Source organism: Roseovarius sp. THAF9 (assembly GCF_009363715.1).
Classification (GTDB): domain Bacteria; phylum Pseudomonadota; class Alphaproteobacteria; order Rhodobacterales; family Rhodobacteraceae; genus Roseovarius.
The window spans coordinates 3958073-3979045 of record NZ_CP045404.1 but is presented as its reverse complement, the minus strand read 5'-3'; the positions used below and the strand labels follow the sequence as shown (position 1 = coordinate 3979045).

The 20973-nt window shown below is 63.1% G+C and carries 15 protein-coding genes; 14 read left to right on the top strand and 1 reads right to left on the bottom strand.

All coding sequences use genetic code 11. The features are described 5' to 3' along the window. The first annotated feature begins 105 nt into the window (after window positions 1-105). Both FIU86_RS19500 and FIU86_RS19495 read left to right on the top strand, forming a co-directional pair. Window positions 106-3678, top strand: a complete 3573-nt coding sequence (locus tag FIU86_RS19500; RefSeq protein WP_152476670.1) for a DEAD/DEAH box helicase — start codon at window positions 106-108, stop codon at window positions 3676-3678. Then, complete coding sequence (locus FIU86_RS19495; protein ID WP_152476668.1) at window positions 3675-5462, top strand: phospholipase D-like domain-containing protein; 1788 nt, start codon at window positions 3675-3677, stop codon at window positions 5460-5462. The genes FIU86_RS19500 and FIU86_RS19495 overlap by 4 nt, the downstream gene beginning before the upstream one ends. 191 nt (window positions 5463-5653) lie before the next feature. Here the strand turns inward: FIU86_RS19495 and FIU86_RS19490 are convergent, their stop codons facing one another. After that, window positions 5654-6601 carry a hypothetical protein gene (locus tag FIU86_RS19490; protein ID WP_152476666.1) on the bottom strand — a complete coding sequence of 316 codons (948 nt, stop codon included), beginning with the start codon at window positions 6599-6601 and terminating at the stop codon, window positions 5654-5656. Window positions 6602-7230: 629 nt separating this feature from the next. Between FIU86_RS19490 and FIU86_RS19485 the strand changes: the two genes are divergently transcribed. The 12 genes from FIU86_RS19485 to FIU86_RS19435 all read left to right on the top strand — a co-directional run bounded on the left by FIU86_RS19485 (window position 7231) and on the right by FIU86_RS19435 (window position 20931). Next, a complete protein-coding gene (locus FIU86_RS19485; RefSeq protein ID WP_152476664.1) occupies window positions 7231-8190 on the top strand; it encodes an ArdC family protein in 960 nt (319 codons plus the stop codon). Further along, the gene (locus FIU86_RS19480; protein ID WP_152476662.1) at window positions 8187-8564 is read left to right on the top strand and encodes a DUF2958 domain-containing protein; all 378 of its coding nucleotides are present in this window, start codon (window positions 8187-8189) and stop codon (window positions 8562-8564) included. The genes FIU86_RS19485 and FIU86_RS19480 overlap by 4 nt, the downstream gene beginning before the upstream one ends. Window positions 8565-8697: 133 nt before the next feature. Beyond that, window positions 8698-10806 (top strand): ParB/RepB/Spo0J family partition protein, encoded by a 2109-nt coding sequence (locus tag FIU86_RS19475; protein ID WP_152476660.1) that lies wholly within the window; start codon window positions 8698-8700, stop codon window positions 10804-10806. Between the two features lie 101 nt (window positions 10807-10907). After that, entirely contained in the window at window positions 10908-11129 is a 222-nt protein-coding gene (locus tag FIU86_RS19470) for a hypothetical protein (protein ID WP_152476658.1), read from the top strand. 69 nt (window positions 11130-11198) lie between these two features. Beyond that, on the top strand, window positions 11199-11609 hold the full coding sequence (locus tag FIU86_RS19465) for a hypothetical protein (protein WP_152476656.1): 411 nt from the start codon (window positions 11199-11201) through the stop codon (window positions 11607-11609). After that, window positions 11606-11704: a DUF6117 family protein gene (locus FIU86_RS22900; RefSeq protein WP_254703897.1), complete on the top strand. Its 99-nt coding sequence runs from the start codon at window positions 11606-11608 to the stop codon at window positions 11702-11704. Before FIU86_RS19465 ends, FIU86_RS22900 begins: the two co-directional genes overlap by 4 nt. 94 nt (window positions 11705-11798) lie before the next feature. Next, window positions 11799-16106 carry a strawberry notch family protein gene (locus FIU86_RS19460; protein ID WP_152476654.1) on the top strand — a complete coding sequence of 1436 codons (4308 nt, stop codon included), beginning with the start codon at window positions 11799-11801 and terminating at the stop codon, window positions 16104-16106. Next, window positions 16106-17170, top strand: a complete 1065-nt coding sequence (locus FIU86_RS19455) for a toprim domain-containing protein (protein WP_152476652.1) — start codon at window positions 16106-16108, stop codon at window positions 17168-17170. Before FIU86_RS19460 ends, FIU86_RS19455 begins: the two co-directional genes overlap by 1 nt. A gap of 327 nt (window positions 17171-17497) precedes the next feature. Continuing rightward, a complete protein-coding gene (locus tag FIU86_RS19450) occupies window positions 17498-18418 on the top strand; it encodes a DUF2493 domain-containing protein (protein ID WP_152476650.1) in 921 nt (306 codons plus the stop codon). 269 nt (window positions 18419-18687) lie between these two features. Next, entirely contained in the window at window positions 18688-19473 is a 786-nt protein-coding gene (locus tag FIU86_RS19445; protein ID WP_254703896.1) for a bifunctional 2-polyprenyl-6-hydroxyphenol methylase/3-demethylubiquinol 3-O-methyltransferase UbiG, read from the top strand. 118 nt (window positions 19474-19591) lie between these two features. Then, window positions 19592-20029 (top strand): hypothetical protein, encoded by a 438-nt coding sequence (locus tag FIU86_RS19440; protein ID WP_152476649.1) that lies wholly within the window; start codon window positions 19592-19594, stop codon window positions 20027-20029. 581 nt (window positions 20030-20610) lie between these two features. Beyond that, window positions 20611-20931 (top strand): DUF736 domain-containing protein, encoded by a 321-nt coding sequence (locus FIU86_RS19435; RefSeq protein WP_022698286.1) that lies wholly within the window; start codon window positions 20611-20613, stop codon window positions 20929-20931. Window positions 20932-20973 lie beyond the last annotated feature (42 nt).

The window sequence follows — 20973 nt, the reverse complement described above, 5'->3', positions numbered from 1 at the left end:
CTTCAGATACCGCTTCGCGACCCATTCGTTCTTGGTTCGGTTTCGTGCAGCCGTACATTCATCACAGCCGAAGCTGAAAATTCCGAATAGTGGAGCGGCGGGACGATGGGCGTAAGAAAAACGAGAAAGAAAAAAGCATCCCTGGATGACAGGTTCGACTTTGTCGGCGACGGTGTTGCTGCGGGCGACAGGAACGCACTTATTCCTACCCTCTTCGAGGTCGAGGATCGTGCGTCGGGCGCGGCTCGCACACTGAAGCTCTGGAAAAAGACCGGCGAAGCCGTCGATGACGATCTGCGCCAACTCTGGCTGCATGAGACGCGCCAGGTTCAGCGCGTTATGTCCTACGCTGGAGCGCGAGATGTAATCGTCGACGTCCTTGAGTTTGTTGAGGACGAAGAGGATTTCGGCGTGGTTCTTAACCGTGTCGGCCAACCGTTGAGCGAGCGCCGACGCCGCGTGCCACGACAACACTGGTTGCGAAGTCTCGGCGCTCCGCGACCACGCGCGCTCTTTTGGCGCAACCTGAAGCGCATCGTCACTGCTCTCGGCATCATCCACGCCCAGGGTCTAGTGCATGGGCGACTGTCCGCAGCCTCGATCATGACAGAGGGGGCAGACGAACCGGACTTTCAACTAACCGGCTTCGAGTGGAGCCTCTGGTTAACCGCCGATACGGATGATCGCTCTCACGCCAGGGTCGGCGCTGCCGCAGCACTCCACCGCACCGAATGCTACTCCTTCGCCGAGGATTGGCGGCAGTTGGGTCTCCTCGTTGCAGAATGCTTGGAGGCAGAGGTTCGCTCCTCCGGCGAGATCCAGATGCGTGCAGATCTCGATGCGCCAATCGAACTGCACGTTGCAGAACGTGTACTGCTAAAGCGCCTCATCTCGCCCGCACGGATGGACCAACTCGACGCCGCCTCGATCGGACGCGCCATCGATGACCTAGTTCCGGGCGTCAGTCGAGCAACGTCGGCCCATGCAGGCGCCTTCATTCTGACATTTGATCACCAGTCGCGTCTCGGTGAAACCGTCTACGACGCGACCGGCGGCGAAATTGCTATCGACGAATATCGACGTCAACTGGATTGGGTGCAGGCCGACATAGATGGCGGTGCCACCCTCCTCCTCCCGCGGCAGTTTGATCCAGCGAACACATGGCTAAAGCTGGTGACCAACAACATGATCTACCGCGTGCGGGCATTCCGCGACGAGGGCGCCGCCGTCTGGGATATCGGCGTGTGCCAGGCGATCACGCTCAGAGACGAAATCTTCAGTCTGGGCGACACAGAAGAGCATGACATAGCCCAATCTGTCATTGTCGCTGCAAACGCGCGCGAAGCCAAAGAGACGCGCGGCCGCTTGGGACCCCAGGCGCTCGATTGGAGCGCCTTTGCCGAAGCTGGAAACGAAGTCGGCGATCAAGATGAAAGCGCTGCGATCCGGCGCGGCTTGCTTTTGGTTCAAATTGTTGAAGCGGTCGTCAAGGCACTCGACGTCTATCCGATCGAAATCCTCGACAAAGGCCGGCAAGACGGGCGTCGATACATCATTCTTCGAGCAGAGCCGGGTAATGATCGCGATCGAACCGCGAAACGCATCGGGATGTCCGAGAGCGCCACGATCCTAAGACGGCTGTTCGAGGATGAGCATCCGGACGCAGACGCCAAATGGCGCATCAGTCAGGCCGCGAGTCTTGGAGCGACGCGCGCTGGTGACGTGGTCGCTAGCTTCTTGGAGGCGACCGATCATCGCGGGCGCCGCGCCTATCGTTTCGAGATCGACGAGGAACTACCAGACGACGGGCCTTATTTTCTGCGTACCGAACGAGACACCGGCACCGAACAAGTGATCGCGCGACGCCTGCGGAACATCAAGGCGCTGGACACGCGCATCGACCTTTCCCAGATGCTAACCGACCCGTGGCGGGTCCGGCGCTCCAGTCGCGAAGAACTGACTGAAGAAGACCGCGAGGACCCGACCTTTCTCGATTTGGATCGACCCAAGCAGGATGCCCTGTCGGGCATTTGGGCGACCCTGCCATCCTACTTTGTAGTCGGGCCTCCCGGCGTCGGAAAAACGAAACTGGCCACAGAGGTGGTGCGCCGACGTTTCGCTGCGGATCGCTCGAGTCGCATGCTCGTCTCGGCTCAAGGGCATGATTCGCTCGACGGCCTGTTGGGAAAAATAAAAGAAACTCTGAACGCTGGAGACATGAACGATGTTCTCGTCGTTCGGTCCACGACTTCAGATCAACGCCCGACAAGCGACGAGGAGATTCATCTCGCCAGCTTGGAATATCTCGAACGCCTCTCCACCAGCGCAATGGTACGCGACGCGCCGCAGGCCTTTCGAGACCGCGTTTCGACCCTCCGGGACGCCGCCGCAAAATTCGAAACGGCAAAGGCTTCCATCGACCGCGATCACAGATCGGGCTTAGGCGCTATCTCGAGCCTGGTCCTTGATGGCGCTAACATTGTCGTCTCGACGGCTAACTCACCAGACATAGAACGGCTCGTCGAAACACGGGAGCAGTTTGATTGGGTTATCGTGGAAGAAGCCGCAAAGGCCATCGGGCCAGAGCTCGTCGGCCCGCTGATGCTTTCCGGTCGTAGGCTGCTGATCGGCGATCATCACCAATTGCCCCCATTCGACGCTGACCGCCTCATCAAGATCCTAAGCGACCACAGTCTCGTGAGCGAGACACTTGGCATCGCCGAGCAAATGATTGGTCCACTGCTTCGCGATGGCGAATTGGATGAGCTGGAGGCAATCTTGGCCGACTCGGAGGGTCTGAAGGCCCTTTCAGATATCGCGCTCCGTCTTCTCGAACCCTTCCGCACATTCGTTGACGAGGACGTCCGGCGCGGGCACGCCAATCCCGATCATCGCCCCATCGCTGCAACCTTGACCGAACAACGCAGAATGGACCCAGCGATCGCCGAAATCGTCTCGAAGGCCTTCTACGGTGGGAAGCTCGTCACAGAGGCAAATCGTGCTTTGTCCGCCGAACAGGAAGCACCGCCCATCCTCCAGATAGGCTCGCTGCCGCGTTCACCAGTTGTCGTGGTCGACTTCCCGCATGTCAGTTCAACCGGACGCGCCGAAACCTTCGAGCACGCACGGCCCCGCTGGCACAATCCGAGCGAAGTTGACGCTGTCATTGATGTTCTCCGTTTGCTGAGAGCGAATGACAGCGACACCCCGCCTTCTCTCGCGATCCTCTCGCCCTACAAGGCCCAGGTCGACAAGCTTCACCAGCGCGTCAGTGCGGGACTCGCTGGCGACCTCGCGCATCTGAAGCAGTTTGCGTCAGCCCAAAGCAACGGAGCGTTTGTCGGCACAGTGGACTCCTTTCAGGGCAGCGAGGCCGACGTCGTCATTCTGTCGCTCGTTCGAAACAACGCCATGACGGGAGGACGGGCACTCGGCTTTCTCCGAGACCGGCGACGCATGAACGTCGCCCTTAGTCGTGCCAAGTGGCAACTCTTCCTGGTTGGGAGCCTCTCGTTCCTGCGAGAGGCCGTCAGGGGTGTCAATCCCGAAGCCGAAACTCATAGCCTTTCATTTCTCGATGACACCTTGGCTGCGATCACGGATCTAAGCACCCGAAAGCGCAATGGCATATCCATGGCATCGATTATCGAGCCGCCTGTTTTGCGTGCGCGCTCATGACCGTTCTAATTGCAATTCCTGTCTTCCGCATTGGCTGCAAGGTCGGGATCGATCGCGGTCGCGCGTGGAGCGTAATCGATGAACTCGTGCTCTGGTCGATCACTCGGCAATCCAAATCAGTCGGAGCGCTTGCGGAAGAAGCCAACCTACCGCACCAGATAATTGTCGCTTCCATTGCACGTCTGATGCGTTTTCGGCTCGTTGAAGTCGCCTTCACAGGCGGAGGAGTCGCCTTCAGAGCAAGCGACTATGGCTTCAAATCGGTCAGCAGCGGCGACCCCCTTCCCTTCTTTCCGAAACGCATTTCCCGGCGGGTCAGTTTCGTTATCGAGTGGGCGACCGGCGATTTCTTCCCTACCCGGCAGATTCGACTGATGAATCAACACAAGATCGACGCTGCTCGTAATGACGGCGCCGAAGTCCGAACAATCACGGTTGACGAAGGTGGTCCATCAGTCTCGCACGAGGCGAACCTCAACCGGCTCGCCGACATCGCGACCCGTGGCCTGGATGAGCAGATCGCGCTCATCGACGGACGCACCGCCACAATGCGCGACAACGAATTCATGGTGTTTCGAGTTACCGATGGCGTTCCACAGGGATTGCCGGAAACGGCTGGCCCCAAACTTCGCCAAGTCATTCAAGAAACTGCAGCTTTGCCGCCTGGCACGACCCGCGTGCCCGTGACCTATGCGGGGCCGCGTGAAGATACTGACCACGAGCCACGCGCTCATACTGGCGCTTTCGATCCGAATGATTTGGTGATCGGCGGTTCAGCGCAACGAACCTGTTTGGAGAACTTGGTCGCCAAAGCGCATCGCCGTGTCATCATTCACTCGACCTTTCTTGACGCTGTACGCTTTGGAGAACTGGTCGACCTCATTCAGGCAGCTTGTTCGCGTGGCGTGACCTTCGACCTGTTGTGGGGCGCAGAGAAGGACGACGACACCGAACGCAGAAACGCCACCGCCGCCATACAGATCGCTAAGACAATCAGTGAAAATCCTCACATGCGTGGGCGGTTCCGTGTCCACATGCGCACTACCGGTTCGCACGCCAAACTGATGCTGCTTGACACTGCTGAAGAGGGCTGGCTTGCCGTCGTCGGCTCATGCAATTGGCTATCGTCGCCATTCCAAGCCGTCGAGCTCAGCGTCATCGTTCGCAATCAACACGCCGTCGCAGACGTGGCAACGGCGCTCCAGCGTTTGACGGGACGGCGGGGCCTTGCGGACGAAATAGCCACGGAGATGGCGCTCACGGCTCGTGACTTGAGGCGCATGCCTGGTCAAGATGGAGACGCCCGTCTTTCGATCATCACCGGCGAGGCGCACGATCAACTTATTCGAACTGCCAGCAGTTCCGCCAAGCAGAAGTTCATAATCGGGAGCAATCGGCTCGGTTCAACCGCACGCCCCGGTGCTCTCATGCAGGGGGAGGTCGCCAGCAGCCGTGATGGCGTCGACGCCGTCGTACTCTATACGCAGCCCAGCGGTCCCCTGAAAAACCGTCACGCCCGAGCACTGGCTCAAGATGCTCGGACAAATGGACTGGCGCTGGCGAAGACCAAAAAGATTCCATTACACGGCAAGTTCCTTGCTTGGGACACCGATGACTTCATTGTTACGAGTATGAACTGGGCATCGGCCTCAACGGATGCTGATTTCCCGTGGGGAGAGATCGGTGTTCACATCCATGCTCCCGAAATCGCATCCGCCGCCCTTGAGCGGCTTGAAGAGATATTTCCTGAACTAGCCGCTTCACAGAATGAAAGTAGTGCGTGACCGATCGCAGTTCTTGCGCCAAGATCAATCTGAGAAGCTAGGAGCGCTGGGGTTCGGATATTCAGACGGCATTCGTCCGGGTCAGCTTCATCCGCATATCGGACGCACGGGGAGATGGCCCAAAGACAGTCCGTTTTTCCGGCCTGTACCCAGCGGAGGCATGTTTTCACTCAACTTGGCCCCCGCCAGGGTTACGCCCTTGGTATCGGCCTGAGGTTCCCCTCGGTCGTCTGAGGATTGAATGTCAGTTCGAAAGCCTCGAAAGGCTGCAATCTCGGGGTCAGCTCTGACCAGTCGAACTGCAGGGGATCGCTATAGGAAATTGGGAAGTAGTCCCCTTCCGGCTTTGGAAGCTGCGCTGTGAAGCGGATGCCGAGCCGGCCGGTCTCGGGCACATGCGCATCCAGATCGTCAGACCGCAGCCAGATCTGGAAACAGACGGATCCCGCCATCAGCAAGAAGAGCATGTAAGGTACGGGCGCGTGATACTCCCGTCGCCGCAACAAGGTTCCGGCAAGCGCCGGCGGCGCATTGCCCACATAGGCGTAAGAAAATCCGACCTTCAGAGGCCCGCCATTCGGCTCGGCGTCCAGATTCTGCAAGCTGGCAATCGCCTTTCGGAACCTTTGCAATTCTTCGGCAGGCAGCATCGACAGGCCAATCTTGGCCAAGGCCTTGTAGGCATAGCGGGGAACGAACACGTCGCCCTCGACCGGCACTGTCAGGCTGAGCAGGCCCGTCGCCTGATCTACGCTCACCAGCTTATCGGCATCGCCTTCGGACGCGATGTTGAGCTGCCGTTTCCCGTCAAGCGTGGTGTGGCGCATCCTCGAATTCGATCGGGACTGTCCGGTCTTGCGGACACCGGACCGGCCCCGCACACCGCCAAGGGTCAGGAACGGGCCAACGGCCTTGCACAAGGCGTCCTCGTAGACCGAGAACTTATCGTTACAGGCTTTGCATTCATCGAGTGAGAACAATGTCCGGTTGCCGAGCGCGGCCGGAAGCGCATGGGCGTTCGTTTGCTTACCGAAGATGCCCGGCCCGATCGCGCCGCAGTACCGGCAGCATGTTCGTTCGCCGAGGAAACGCCGCGCGCTATCCGGTTCCACCAGCTCTTGTGCGACCTGGACATACATTCGGTCTCTCTAACCTCCTTCGAGCGCCGCCGTCCAATAAGTCGCGCCGATCATCTTGCCTGTGTCTTTCTGCTCTGTTTCCAGATAAGTATTGATCATCGATTGAGCCAGGACTACGAAAATGCCGATCCCGAAATACGCACAGCGAACACCGCGGAACCGGCTCGTGCAAATTATCTGTCGTGGCGCCTGCGGCGGCACCCGGTACGCCGAAGTGTCGCAAGACAATTGGTCAGGCCACGGCCCCAACGAGAATCCGGACCTCTATGCCACCTGCCTGAAATGCGGATACAAGGCGAAAGACAAATACAATTGGATAAGGGTCTAAGTAACCCCGTCAACCGATGGCTGGAACAGACACCCTAAGCGAGGTCCTCTTTCTCGCCATGCGCGACGATCTGCAATGAACCGTCCGGCAAGGGGCGCTGCAGCATCTGGCGTATTTGTTCTTCAGACGGAAATCTTGGGAGGGGAAAGCCTTCCCCCTGGCCGGCACTGCGTTGCCGGCGCACCCCCTTCTGCGGGGAGACCCCGCAACGCCCCCTTTGAGAGTGAGAGTGCGGACGGGTTTGCCGTGACGGGATAAGGACCGGAGGAGAGGCCTCCGGCGCCCGTCGCGGAGACCCGCGATGTCCAGACCGAACCGCAAATCCGGCGCCCGGCGCGACCGGACCAATCTCTATTCCGAAATCACCGACAAGATCATCGCCGAGCTGGAGGCCGGCCGCTTGCCTTGGGTTCAGCCGTGGGGAACGGCCGCCGCGAAGGCACCGCTTGGCCTACCGAAGAATGCCTCCACCGATCGTCAGTATTCGGGTATCAATGTCCTTCTGCTCTGGGGCGCGGTCATCGAGCGTGGCTTTTCCGGACAGAGTTGGCTGACCTTCCGCCAGGCGCTGTCGCTCGGCGGCAATGTCCGCAAGGGCGAGCGCGGCACCACCGTCGTCTATGCCGACCGCTTCGTGCCGGAGGACGAGAAACGCCGGGCGCGCGAGACCGGCGAGGACGCCCAGGCAATCCCGTTCCTGAAGCGCTTCACAGTCTTCAATACCGATCAATGCGAGAACCTGCCAGAGGATGTGGCGACCGCCGCGCCGCCCGTGCCGACGGGTCTGATCGAACCGCGCGTCGAGGCGCTGATCGCCGCGACGGGCATCGATTTCCGCATCGGCGGCAACCGGGCCTTCTACGTGCCGGCCCACGACTATGTGCAGGTGCCGCCGCCACAGGCCTATTTCGAACCCATCACTTGGCATCGCACGGCGCTGCACGAGCTCGGTCACGCGACAGGCCATGTCTCGCGTCTGGGGCGTGATTTCTCGGGCTCCTTCGGCACGAAGAAATACGCCTTCGAGGAGTTGATCGCCGAAATCAATGCCGCCTTCTGCTGCGCCTCGCTCGGCATCACGCCGACCGTCCGGCACGCCGATTACATCGCCTCCTGGCTCGAGGTGCTGCGCGAGGACAATCGCGCCATCGTCCGCGCCGCCAGCCAGGCGGGCAAGGCCGCCGACTGGCTTCTGGCGTTCGCACCCGACGCGGTGGAGTCCAACCCGGTAGAGACCCCTCGCGACAGGAGGGTGGCATGATCCTGTTGACCAACGACATTCGCGACCAACTGCTGACTAATGGAAGGCAGAGGGATATCGACCATGTGCCCGTGGTGAAATTCTTCAATCCAGTCGGCGCGGGCACCTGGCTCATCACCGAGATGGAGGCGGACGGCGACACGCTGTTCGGCCTTGCCGATCTCGGTTTCGGATGTCCGGAGCTGGGCTCCTGCAGCATTGCCGAACTCAGCTCTGTCCGCCTGCCTTTCGGTCTCGGGATCGAACGCGACATCCTGTTTCAGGCCATGTTCCCGATATCGGTCTATGCCGAGGCAGCGCGCCGGGCCGGCCACATTGTCGAACGCGGAGATCTGCTGGAACAAGCTGCGGCCGCACATCGGTCGCGGCGGTGACGTGGCGGTCTTGCTGTCACCTTCGTGCAAGGCTCCGGCCAGGCGCGGGAGAGTGAGAGGGCGGCGCCCTTTTTCCGTGACGGGTTTCAAGCCGAGAGAGAGGCTCTCGGCGCCTGTCGCGGAGTAACTCACCATGGCGACAGCAGCCAAGAAGATCACCCTCAGCGCCTCGCGCGACATCCCCTTCAACAAGCTGGTGCTCAGCCAGTCCAACGTCCGGCGCATCAAGGCCGGCGTCTCGATCGAGGACCTGGCCGAGGACATTGCCCGCCGCGGCCTTCTGCAGAATCTCAACGTCCGCCCGGTGGCGGACGCCGACGGCAAGGAGACCGGCATGTTCGAGGTTCCGGCCGGCGGCCGCCGATTCCGGGCGCTCGAACTTCTGGCGAAGAAGAAGCGGTTGGCCCGCACCGCGCCGGTTCCCTGCAACGTGCGCGAGGCGGACAGCGAGATTTCGGCCGAGGAAGATTCGCTCGCCGAAAACGTCCAACGCGCAGCGCTGCATCCCCTCGACCAGTTCCGCGCGTTCCAGACCTTCCGGGACCAGGGCATGAGCGAGGAAGACATCGCCGCGCGGTTCTTCGTCTCGGTCAACACCGTCAAGCAGCGCCTCAAGCTCGCTTCGGTGTCGGAAAAGCTCCTCGACCTCTACGCCGAGGACGCCATGACGCTCGATCAGTTGATGGCCTTCACGGTTTCCACCGACCATGCCCGCCAGGAACAGGTCTGGGAGGCCATCGAGCATAGCTGGTCGAAGGAACCCTATCAGATCCGCCGCATGCTCACCGAGAACACCGTGCGGGCCTCGGACCGGCGCGTGCGCTTCGTCACCATCGAAGCCTATGAAGAGGCCGGCGGCACTGTCCTGCGCGATCTCTTCCAGGAGGATGATGGCGGCTGGATCGAGGATGTCACTCTGCTCGAACGGCTGGTCGGCGAGAAGCTCACCGCCGAGGCGGAGGCCATCGCCGAGGAGGGCTGGAAATGGATCTCGGTCGCAGCCGATTTCCCCTATGGCCATACCAACGGCTTGCGGGCGCTCACCGGCACGCCAGTCGATCTCACCGACGAGGAACGGGCCACACGCGAAGCCCTGCGTGAGGAGTTCGACCGTCTGGAGGCCGAATATGCCGAGGCCGACGAATTGCCCGACGAGGTGGATGAACGGTTCGGCGATATCGAGGTGGCGCTCGACGCCTTCGAGGATCGGCCGAAGCAGTACGATCCTGCCGAGATCGGCCGCGCTGGCGCCTTTGTCAGCATCCGCCACGATGGACAGCTTTCCGTCGAGCGTGGCTATGTCCGTCCCGAGGACGAGGCGTCCGAGGGCGACGATGACGCGGGAAGCGATGGCGATGCGGCATCCGATCCCGGCGCCGTGCAGCGCACCGTCATTTCCGTGGGCGGCGAACCCGAGCCGCAGGACGAGGAGGACGATGCGATCAAGCCGCTGCCCGAGCGGCTGGTGATCGAACTGACCGCGCATCGCTCACTCGCGCTGCGTGATGCGCTGGCCAACAACCCCTCAGTCGCCATGACCGCGCTGATCCACAAGCTGGTGCGCGACGCCTTCCAGCACGTCTCGTCACCGGGATGCCTCGAGGCTTCCGTCCGGCAGGTCTATTTCCCCGTCCAGGGTGATGACCTGAAAGACAGTGCCGCCGCCAAGACCGTCGACGACCGGCACGAGGCCTGGAAGGCCGACCTGCCCCTTGAAGACGACGAGGCGCTCTGGGCCAAGATCGACGGTCTCGACGATGCGAGCCGCATGGCGCTCCTCGCCCATTGCGTCTCCTTCGGCGTCAACGCGCTCTACGAGAAGGCCAATCCCTATGGCGCAGGGCCGACGGCGCGCGGCGTTCAGCAGCGTATTCACGAGGCGGACCGGCTCGCCCGTGCCATCGGGCTCGACATGGTCGAGACGGGATGGCGGCCGACGGTCGACAACTATTTCGGCCGGGTGACCAAGCCCCGCATCCTCGAAGCGGTACGCGAGGCCAAGGGCGAAGAAACCGCACAGCTCATCGACCATCTGAAGAAGCCGGACATGGCCAAGGAGGCCGAACGGCTACTCGCCGACAGTGGCTGGTTGCCCGAACCGCTGCGTCTGCCCGCCATCGACGATGGCACCACCTCGGATGCCGAGGGCGACGACGCCGAAGCTCTGCCGGCCTTCCTCTCCGACGAGGACGACGGCGAGGAAGAGCCTGTCGACACGCCGCAAACCGTGGCTGCCGAATAGCCGCTCCTGCGGGGTGGCCAGGGCCGCCCCGCATCTCACACCATCATTCCCAACCCGGCCCGGTCACCGCACCGGGCCTTTTTGTTTCAGGAGGCGCTTTCATGAATAGCGAACACGCTCATCCCACACGCCGCGTCGTTTTCCAGTTCCTCGTGCCCGTCCATGTCGAGGTCGAGGACGGCGTCGTCAGCGCCGTCACGGTGATCGACGAAACCCCCGTACGCGATCCCACCCTTGTCGATGGCGATCCGGCCTATCTCAACGAGGCCATTAAGCACGCCGACGACGGCCAAGCCTGGCCGTCGTGGCGATTCGGCTACTAGCCGCTCACCCCCAAATCCGCAATTCGAGCCCGGTCACCGCACCGGGCTTTTTCGTTTCAGGAGCCTGTCATGGCCGACTACTTCACCCACTTCTCCTGCGTCCTTGACGTCAGAACACCCGAGAACGCGGCGCGCGCGCTCGATCTCTACAACCGTCTGTCCGAAGAAAACGCATCGGAAGACCCGCCGTCCGAAGGCTTCGATCTCTCGATCGTGCCCGAGCATGGCGGCACCCGCCTGTGGATACGCGACGATGTCACCGGCGATCCGGAACATGTCATCCAGTTCGTCAAGCGCTGCGCGGTCGCGTTCTCACTGACCGGACGATGGGGCTTCCAATACGCCAATACCTGTTCGCGGCCGCGCATCGATGCGTTCGGCGGCGGAGCCCATGTCCTCGACCTCGCAACCGGTGCGACCGTGGCGTGGACCTATACCGGCGAATGGCTCGCCGACACTCTTGCGGGAGGCCAGTCATGAGCATTCCCGACCATGCCCGCGCCAATTTCCAGACGCTGTTGCGCGCGGCCGCCGACGGCAATCCCTACGAGGCCTATCGGCCGCCCGAGCCTTGAGAGGGAGAGGGTTGCCGGGACGGGTTTGAGCCGGTGCGGTCCAGAGAGAGCGCTGCCCGGCTTGCCCCGTTCCCGCTCTCCCGAGGTTCTCCCCATGACAGAGATCGTTCCCGCGGCGGCGCTCGCCCGCGCCGCCCGTCAACTCCTTCCGCTTCTCGAACAAGGCCGCCGCATCGACGCGCCCGCGCTCCGCATTGCAATGGACGCCGCCTTCGGCGGCTCCGATACCGATGGCGCCTGGGACTGGAAAACCGCCTATGACGTCTGCGAAGGTGCGGCCGTCCTGTTTCTGCGCAAATACGGAAAGGCGCTACTGCGCAAAGCCGGGTCTCCGGCGGCCGCGTTGCCTTTGCTCACCAGGATCGCCGGCCTTCAGCCCTCGCAGACCCGCCGCTCAGAAGAGAGCGAAGCCTTCCAGCAATTCTCGACACCGATCCCCCTGGGCTTCGCCGCGGCCACCACCGCCGCGATCACCGCGGATGACATCGTGCTGGAACCCTCGGCCGGCACCGGCCCGCTCGCCATTCTCGCCGAAATCGCCGGGGGCCGGCTCCATCTCAACGAGTTGGCCGAGACGCGCGGCGCGTTTCTCTCTTCCCTCTTTCCGGCTCTTTCGGTCACACGCTTCGATGCTGCCCAGATCGACGACTATCTGGACGCCAGTGCCGTTCCCAGCGTCGTACTGATGAACCCGCCATTTTCGGCGATGGCCAATGTCTCCGGGCGCATGGCCGATGCCGCCTATCGTCATGTTGCCTCCGCCCTGGCGCGCCTGGCGCCGGGCGGACGCCTCGTTGCCATCACCGGCGCCAGTTTCGCACCCGACACGCCGAAATGGCGGGACGCCTTCACGCGCCTGCAGGAGCACGGGCGCGTGGTCTTCACCGCTGCGATCAACGGCGCGGTCTATGCGCGCCATGGCACCACCATCGATACGCGGCTGACGGTGATCGACAAAATCGCCGACGACGATCCCACCGCCCTTCCGGTATCGCGGGGTATCGCCCCCGATGTCGCGACGCTGCTTGGCTGGATCGAGGCGGACATACCGCCCCGCGCGCCGGTCTCCTTACCGGCGATCTCCGGACAACGGGTCACCCCGCCGCGCTCGACTTCCGCCGCGCCCGGCAGTTCGAGCGGTTTGAAATCCGCATTTTCGATTGTCGACCCGAGCGGCGAAGAGCTCACCTATGAGACACTCGACTGGACCCCGCCGCAGGGCGGGCGCCTCACCGATGCGATCTATGAAGAATACGCGCTTCAGTCGATCCGTATTCCCGGCTCTCAGGCGCATCCCACCAAGCTCGTCCAGTCCGCCGCCATGGCCTCTGTTGCGCCGCCAAAACCGGACTATTGCCCGCATCTGCCAGCGACGCTCGTAGCCGACGGCACTCTCTCCGACGCCCAGCTCGAAAGCGTGATCTATGCCGGTGAAGCCCATGCCCAGCATCTCGCCGGCGTCTGGACCGTCGATGACACCTGCGATGTCGTCACCGCTGCGGCGGAGGACGCCGCCGACGCGGTCCGTTTCCGGCGTGGCTGGTTCCTCGGCGACGGCACCGGCGCGGGCAAGGGCCGCCAGGTCGCCGGCATCCTGCTCGACAACTGGCTCAAGGGCCGTCGCCGCGCCGTCTGGGTGTCCAAATCGGACAAGCTGCTCGAGGATGCGCAGCGCGACTGGTCGGCGCTCGGCCAGGAACGACTCCTGGTCACACCGCTCTCGCGTTTTCGCCAGGGTACGCCCATCCGTCTGCCGCAGGGCATCCTATTCACCACCTATGCCACGCTGCGCTCCGACGAGCGCGGATCGAAGGTTTCGCGTGTCCGGCAGATCGTCGATTGGTTGGGAAAGGATTTCGATGGAGTGATCATTTTCGACGAAAGCCACGCCATGCAGAACGCCGCCGGATCGAAGGGCGACCGCGGCGACCAGGCCGCCTCGCAGCAGGGCCGCGCCGGGCTGCGCCTGCAACACGCGCTCCCCGATGCGCGCGTCGTCTATGTCTCGGCAACCGGCGCCACCACGGTCCACAATCTCGCCTATGCCCAGCGGCTCGGCTTGTGGGGCGGCGAGGATTTCCCCTTCGCCACACGCGCTGAATTCGTCGAGGCAATCGAGGATGGCGGGGTCGCCGCCATGGAGGTGCTGGCACGCGAACTTAAGGCGCTCGGCCTCTACCAGGCCCGCTCGTTGTCCTATGAAGGCGTCGAATACGAGCTGGTCGAGCACCAGCTCACCGAAGAGCAGCGGCGCATCTACGACGCCTATGCCGGCGCCTTCGCGATCATTCACAACAATCTCGATGCCGCCATGCAGGCAACCAATGTCACCGGCAGCCCAGATAGCGGTGGAGCTACGCTGAACCGGCAGGCCAAGTCCGCGGCCCGCTCGGCGTTCGAGAGCGCCAAGCAGCGCTTCTTCAACCACCTCATCACGGCGATGAAGACGCCGTCGCTGATCCGCGCCATCGATGCCGATCTCGAAGCCGGCCATGCCGCCGTCATCCAGATCGTCTCGACCGGGGAAGCCCTGATGGAGCGGCGGCTCGCAGACATCCCGACCGAAGACTGGAATGACGTCCAGGTCGACATCACACCGCGCGAATATGTGCTCGACTATCTGGCCCATTCCTTCCCTGTGCAGCTTTACGAGCCCTTCACCGACTCCGAGGGCAATCTGTGTTCCCGCCCGGTAACCCGTGATGGCCAGCCCGTCGAAAGCCGCGAGGCCGTCGCAAGGCGCGACAAGCTCATCGAGAAGCTCGCCTCACTGCCGCCGGTCCCCGGTGCGCTCGACCAGATCATCCATCGCTTCGGCACCGACATGGTCGCCGAGGTCACGGGCCGCTCACGCCGCATCGTCCGCAAGCCCGGTGTCGGCGCCACCGCTGATCGCCTCGCCGTCGAAGGCCGCGCGATATCGGCAAACCTCGCCGAAACCCAAGCCTTCATGGATGACCTCAAGCGCATCCTCATCTTCTCGGACGCCGGGGGCACCGGGCGCTCCTATCATGCCGACCTAACGGCGAAGAACCAGCGCCTGCGCGTCCACTATCTGCTGGAGCCGGGCTGGAAGGCCGATGCCGCGATCCAGGGCCTGGGGCGCACCAACCGCACCAATCAGGCACAGCCGCCGCTCTTCCGGCCGGTCGCCACGGATGTGAAGGCGGAGAAACGCTTCCTCTCCACCATCGCCCGCCGCCTCGACACGCTCGGGGCGATCACGCGCGGCCAGCGCCAGACCGGCGGCCAGGGCCTGTTCCGCGCCGAGGACAATCTCGAAAGCGCCTATGCGCGCGACGCGCTGCGCCGGCTCTATCTCATGATCGTCGGCGGCAAGGTCGACGGCTGCTCGCTGCAGACCTTCGAGACCTCGACTGGTCTGAAGCTGATGGATGATACCGGCATCAAGGACGAACTGCCGCCGATCACCACCTTCCTCAACCGGCTTTTGGCGCTCACCATCGATCTACAAAACATCCTGTTCGCGCATTTCGAGCAGATCCTCACCGCCCGGATCGAGGGCGCCATTGCCAGCGGCACCTATGATGTCGGGCTGGAAACGCTGAGAGGTGAGCAGTTCACCGTCACCGACCGGCAGGTGATCCATACACATCCGGCGACCGGCGCGGAGACCACGCTGCTCACCATCGCGCAGCGGGAACGCAACCATCCCGTCGCGCTGGACGAGGCGCTCGACCATCTCGCCGATCCGCGTGCCGCCCTGCTGGTTAACGAGCGATCAGGCCGGGCCGCCGTGCGCGTTCCGACCACCAGCGTGATCGACGACGACGGTGTCGTCGAACGCCGGGTGCGCCTGATCCGACCGATTGAATCCACCAAGGTGCCCCTCGCAATGATGAGCGAGACGCACTGGGTCGAAACCGACCGCGAGACGTTTGCGCACATCTGGGACACCGAAGTTGCGGCAGTCCCGGAATATACCGACAGCACCGTTCACATCGTTTCCGGGCTGTTGCTGCCGATCTGGAAGCGCCTGCCCAATGAATCGACGCGGGTCTACCGGCTGCAGACCGATGATGGCGAGCGGATCATTGGCCGCAAGGTCTCACCGGCCTGGGCCGCGAACGCGGCGACGACGGGCGCCGCCAGCCTCTCGGGGGACGATGCCTTCGCCGCGCTGACCGAGGGTCGCACGATCCTCGATCTCGCCGAGGGCCTTCAGCTTCGTCGCGCCCGCGTCATGGGCGCGAACCGCATCGAGCTCACCGGCTTCACCGACACGATGCGCGACCGCCTCAAGGCCTATGGCCTCTTCGGCGAGATCATCTCGTGGAAGTTCCGGCTGTTCGTCCCAACCGATGCGTCCGGCTCCGCCGTCCTCGCGAGACTGCTGGAGCGGTTCCCGGTCGAGCGCATCGCCGAGCGGGAGGCAGCCTGATGACCCGCGACGCTTCCGACCTCGCACATCGTCTCGGCAGGCAGGCCGAGGCCGTGTGCCGCGAATATCTCTCGAACGGACGGCGCGAGGGCCGCTACTGGATGGTGGGCGACGTGCGCAACACCAAGGGGCGTTCGATGTTCGTGCGTCTGACCGGCCCCGAATCCGGCAAGGGCGCGGCGGGCAAATGGACAGACGCCGCAACGGGTGAACACGGCGATCTCCTCGATGTGATCCGCGAAAGCTGCGGTTTGACCGAGTTCAGGGACGTGGCCGACGAAGCGCGGCGGTTTCTCAGCCTACCGCATCCCGAGCCTGAGCCGGCTTCATCGCCGGGACGGACGTCGCCCGCACCAACGGGTTCGCCGCTGGCGGCGAAACGCCTGTTCTCGATGGCGCGGCCGATTATGGGCACACTCGCGGAATCGTATTTCCGCAACCGCGGCATTACGGCTTTGCACGGAACCGGATCGCTGCGGTTTCATCCGCGCTGCTACTACCGGCCTGACGAGAACAGCCCGACAGAGACGTGGCCCGCACTGATCGCGTCGGTCACTGATCTGAATGGTCACCAGACTGGCGCGCATCGCACCTGGCTCGATCCGAACGGGTTCAGCGAAGCGACGTTCGGCAAGGCGCCGATCGAGACACCGCGACGGGCAATGGGCGATCTGCTCGGCCACGCGGTGCGTTTCGGCGTGGCGGGCGAGGTCATGGCGGCGGGCGAAGGCATCGAGACCATGCTGTCACTGCGCTGTGTCTTGCCCGAGATGCCGATGGCGTCTGCGCTCTCCGCAGCTCATCTTGCCGCCATCCTGTTCCCCGACACGCTGCGCCGGCTCTATATCGTCCGCGATGACGACCCGGCGGGCGACGGCGCGCGGGACACACTCGTCGAACGGGCCGATGCGCTCGGCATAGAGGCACTGCCGCTTTCGCCGATGCTCGGCGATCTCAACGAGGATCTGCGCCTGCGTGGTCTCGACGCCTTCCGGGCGTCGATCCGGGTCCAACTCGCGCCGCAGGATGTCGCCAGGTTCATGGAGTCCGTTCTGTCCGCCTGAACGGGGCAGCGCTGCGGGCTATGGCGGTGACGTCGCAGCCTTCGTCAACGGCTCCCCGAGCATGCCGGAGAGGGCCGCGCCCCGGCCTTCTTCAGAGGGCGACCGGACAGCAGGCGGCCCGGTCCGGCAATGGCTGCGGCCGACGATTTTCCGGCGCGGCCTGACGGCCGCTTTCCATCGCGAAGCAAAATCGCCGGCCTCCGCCATCCTCCGCTGACGCTCCGGTCCTTCCGCAGCCGCTCCAGGATGCAGGCCCGGCCCGCCCGCCGTCTTTCGGCGCCATGAAGGCCGCGGCGGGCGCGGCCAACCGACAAAGGGAGCCACCCGATGACACTCGACGACGACACCTTCGAACCCCATCACGAATCCTCGCCAACCGAGCACGCACTGAACGAACTGGAACTTCATGGCTACTGCCACGACGGGCACGGTCCGGACCCCCGCCTCGTCCCGGAGGACAATGTCATCGCGGGCGCAGTCTCCGACATCTTCGACGCCCTGATCGCCACCATGGCGGATACCGCCCTAGATGGCGAACTCGACGATCTGCTCTGGTCGACGGTCAACATGTTCCACCGTGCGGCCGACCGGCTCGAGCGCAAGCTCGACGACAACGAGCAGGCCCAGAAGCGCGGACAGCGTGAACAGGACGGTTCCGAAATCAAGGCGGTCGAGCTCGAACGCCTCATTGAGACCGGCCAAGGTCTCATCGAACGGCGCGACAGTCTGGAAGTCTTCCGCGACAGCGCCGCCGAGCACTATCTGCGCACCACAGGATCGCCGTGGTCACCGCGCACCGGCTCGCACGTCAACCATCGCGCCCTGACATCGGCGATGATCGACAGCCGGGACTTCATCGCGGAGCGCAAACGCGCCAACCGGGAGGTGCTGTTACCCGAAGGTCCGAAGGTCGCCGTCTCCGGCGGAGCCGACTACAACGATCACAAGCTGATCTGGGACAAGCTCGACCAGGTGCATGCCAAGCACCCGGACATGGTGCTGATGCACGGCAAGTCGCCGAAAGGCGCCGAGAAGATCGCCGCCCGCTGGGCCGATCACCGCAACGTCACTCAAATCGGCTTTGCGCCGGACTGGACGAACCACGGCCGCGCCGCGCCCTTCAAGCGCAACGATCAGATGCTCGATGTCCTGCCGATCGGGGTCATGGTCTTCCCCGGCACCGGCATCCAGGAGAACCTCGCCGACAAGGCCAGGAAACTCGGCATCCCGGTCTGGCGGTTCGAATGAACCGCTGCATATGGCGGCTTAGCGGGACATTCCGGCCACTCGCATGGCGATGAAATTGACTTTTCTAACCTCACGGTCGATACCGTTCGCATGGTTGAGAAGGACATCCATATAGTCGCCCGGTCAGCCGGTGTCCCCTTGGCGGGATGCCGGGATGACGATCACGCGACCTGACCACGCCGATTGCCAGCCTCGGCCTCGCCCTTTCGGACGAGGTGTTTTGGCGTGGAAAACGTGCCTCGTCCTCCCCTTTTTCTCTGGAGATGAACATGGCACAGAATATCTACGACAATCCCGATTTCTTCGCTGGCTACAGCCAGCTTCCCCGTCAGGTGCAAGGGCTGGATGGTGCGCCGGAATGGCCCGCCATCCGCGCGTTGCTGCCAGACGTGGCAGGCAAGAGCGTGGCCGATCTGGGCTGCGGCTTCGGTTGGGCATCCCGCTGGTTCCGCGAACAGGGGGCGGAAACGGTCCTGGGTCTTGACCTGTCCCGAAACATGATCGACCGAGCCCGGGCCGACACTGACGATGCCGCCATCACCTATCGCATTGCCGATCTTGACGCGCTCGAACTGTCAGATGCAGCCTTCGATTTGATCTATAGCGCACTTACCTTCCACTACGTACGCGATTTCGGGCTGCTGATGCGCACGCTCCATCGCGCGCTTACGCGCGGCGGCGATCTAGTCTTCACGATTGAGCACCCGATCTTCATGGCCGCAATCCATCCGGATTGGATTGAGGACGAGAACGGACGCAAGACATGGCCGGTCAACGGCTATTCGACAGAGGGCGAGCGCAGCACCAACTGGTTTCGCCGAGGGGGTGCTGAAGCAGCATCGGACACTGGCGACTACGATAAACACCCTGATCGGCGCGGGCTTCGCTCTGCGACGGATCGAGGAGTTTTCACCGACATCGGACCAGATCGCGGCGATGCCAGAGCTGGCCGAAGAGATGGAGCGGCCAATGATGTTGATGGTTTCGGCATACAAGAGTTGATCTGGTTGCCGCCCGGTCCTACCGGCCGGGCGGCATGTCACCGAATGTCTTGAAAGGGTTCGGAGCGGACCTTCTGGCTCACAGCTCAGCAACAATTGTGATATAGTTCTTGTGCGCCGTGGTGGTGGTGGAGGCGCAACCGTTCGAACCTCATCTTACGGAGATGCCACCATGATTATTGCAATTCTCGGATCCATCACTGCAATTGCAGTCCTCTGCTGGTTGCTGTTCACGCTCGCCATCTATGCGTTGCCGGCGCTCGGCGGCGTGGCGGCAGGAATGTGGGCCTATCAGACCGGCGCGGGCCTGCCGGGCAGCGTCCTTGTCGGACTTGTCGGCGCGGGCCTTGTGTTCGGCATTGCGCAGTTCCTCATCCTGTTCGCCCGGCCCATGTGGGTAAAACTCTCCGTAGCGCTCGCTTTCGTCGCACCTGCCGCCGTTGCGGGCTTCCACGCCACCCACGGCATCGTCAAGCATCTCATGCCGTCGGAGACCTGGCAGACCGTCTTCTCCGTGATCGGCGCGGTGGCGGTCGGCATCACGGCGTTCGTGCGCGTGACCTCAATGACCCCGCCCGGGCCTGCCGGACAGACGCCTGCCAGCATCTGAATGCCATTGCAGGCGAAGCCGGGACAGGGGCTGAGGTCTTGTGCCGCGTCCGTATCGAAGGCTGAGCGAGGCGTAGACGCGGTGCCGAACGCATCGATGTTTTCGATGGTGGGTCACCTCCGCGGACGGCATGGCGCGTGCAGTCCCGATTCGCTTAGCCAGACATGCATGGGGGTGGGCTGTAGGTTCGTGTCCGGCGGTGTGGCTGGATACGGAGCGGAATGGCTTGCTGGGCCGAAGACGATTTCCGTGCCTTCGCCGGACATAAAGCGGGGCACTCAGAGCTGCCATTCTCTCCTTGAACGATCCCTGTGAGCCGACCGCTCCAAACGGCCTCTCCAATGGGCTGATCTGGCCGAAGACCGGCTGCGCCTCGATCGCCTATGGCTCAATGGCGCCCGTCAAATTTCTTCCCCTGCCGGCTACGCCGCCATTCCTCGCGAGGCAAGAAACCCGCCGGATCGCCATCCTCCGCTGACGCTGCGGTCGCAAGCGATGCGCCGTCGATCGCCTCCGGCCCTTCCGATCGCCATCGAGGCCGCATGGTGCGGGCTCGAAACCAGTGATCAAGGAGAACTACCATGGCGACCATCGGCACCTTCAAGAAGTCCGGCAACGAATTCACCGGCGAGATTGTCACCCTCAACGTGCAGGCCAAGAACGTCCGCATCGTTCCCGAAACCAACCAGACCAGCGAGAACGCTCCCAGCCACCGCGTCCTGGTCGGCCGCGCCGAAATTGGAGCCGCCTGGTCCAAGCAGTCGAACGAGGGCCGCGACTATCTCGGCCTCAAGCTCGACGATCCGAGCTTCACCGCTCCGATCTACGCCAACCTCTTCGACGACGAGGACGGAGGTTACAGCCTCATCTGGTCCCGTCCCACCCGCCGCAACGGCGAGTGAAGCCGGACAGATTCCCGCCCGGCAGGTCCGGGCGGGACCTTT

Excerpts from the sequence above, each read along its gene's own strand:
- FIU86_RS19500 (WP_152476670.1), top strand. The coding sequence starts at position 106 with ATGGGCGTAAGAAAAACGAGAAAGAAAAAAGCATCCCTGGATGACAGG.
- FIU86_RS19495 (WP_152476668.1), top strand. The coding sequence starts at position 3,675 with ATGACCGTTCTAATTGCAATTCCTGTCTTCCGCATTGGCTGCAAGGTC.
- FIU86_RS19490 (WP_152476666.1), bottom strand. The coding sequence starts at position 6,601 with ATGTATGTCCAGGTCGCACAAGAGCTGGTGGAACCGGATAGCGCGCGG.
- FIU86_RS19485 (WP_152476664.1), top strand. The coding sequence starts at position 7,231 with ATGTCCAGACCGAACCGCAAATCCGGCGCCCGGCGCGACCGGACCAAT.
- FIU86_RS19480 (WP_152476662.1), top strand. The coding sequence starts at position 8,187 with ATGATCCTGTTGACCAACGACATTCGCGACCAACTGCTGACTAATGGA.
- FIU86_RS19475 (WP_152476660.1), top strand. The coding sequence starts at position 8,698 with ATGGCGACAGCAGCCAAGAAGATCACCCTCAGCGCCTCGCGCGACATC.
- FIU86_RS19470 (WP_152476658.1), top strand. The coding sequence starts at position 10,908 with ATGAATAGCGAACACGCTCATCCCACACGCCGCGTCGTTTTCCAGTTC.
- FIU86_RS19465 (WP_152476656.1), top strand. The coding sequence starts at position 11,199 with ATGGCCGACTACTTCACCCACTTCTCCTGCGTCCTTGACGTCAGAACA.
- FIU86_RS22900 (WP_254703897.1), top strand. The coding sequence starts at position 11,606 with ATGAGCATTCCCGACCATGCCCGCGCCAATTTCCAGACGCTGTTGCGC.
- FIU86_RS19460 (WP_152476654.1), top strand. The coding sequence starts at position 11,799 with ATGACAGAGATCGTTCCCGCGGCGGCGCTCGCCCGCGCCGCCCGTCAA.
- FIU86_RS19455 (WP_152476652.1), top strand. The coding sequence starts at position 16,106 with ATGACCCGCGACGCTTCCGACCTCGCACATCGTCTCGGCAGGCAGGCC.
- FIU86_RS19450 (WP_152476650.1), top strand. The coding sequence starts at position 17,498 with ATGACACTCGACGACGACACCTTCGAACCCCATCACGAATCCTCGCCA.
- FIU86_RS19445 (WP_254703896.1), top strand. The coding sequence starts at position 18,688 with ATGGCACAGAATATCTACGACAATCCCGATTTCTTCGCTGGCTACAGC.
- FIU86_RS19440 (WP_152476649.1), top strand. The coding sequence starts at position 19,592 with ATGATTATTGCAATTCTCGGATCCATCACTGCAATTGCAGTCCTCTGC.
- FIU86_RS19435 (WP_022698286.1), top strand. The coding sequence starts at position 20,611 with ATGGCGACCATCGGCACCTTCAAGAAGTCCGGCAACGAATTCACCGGC.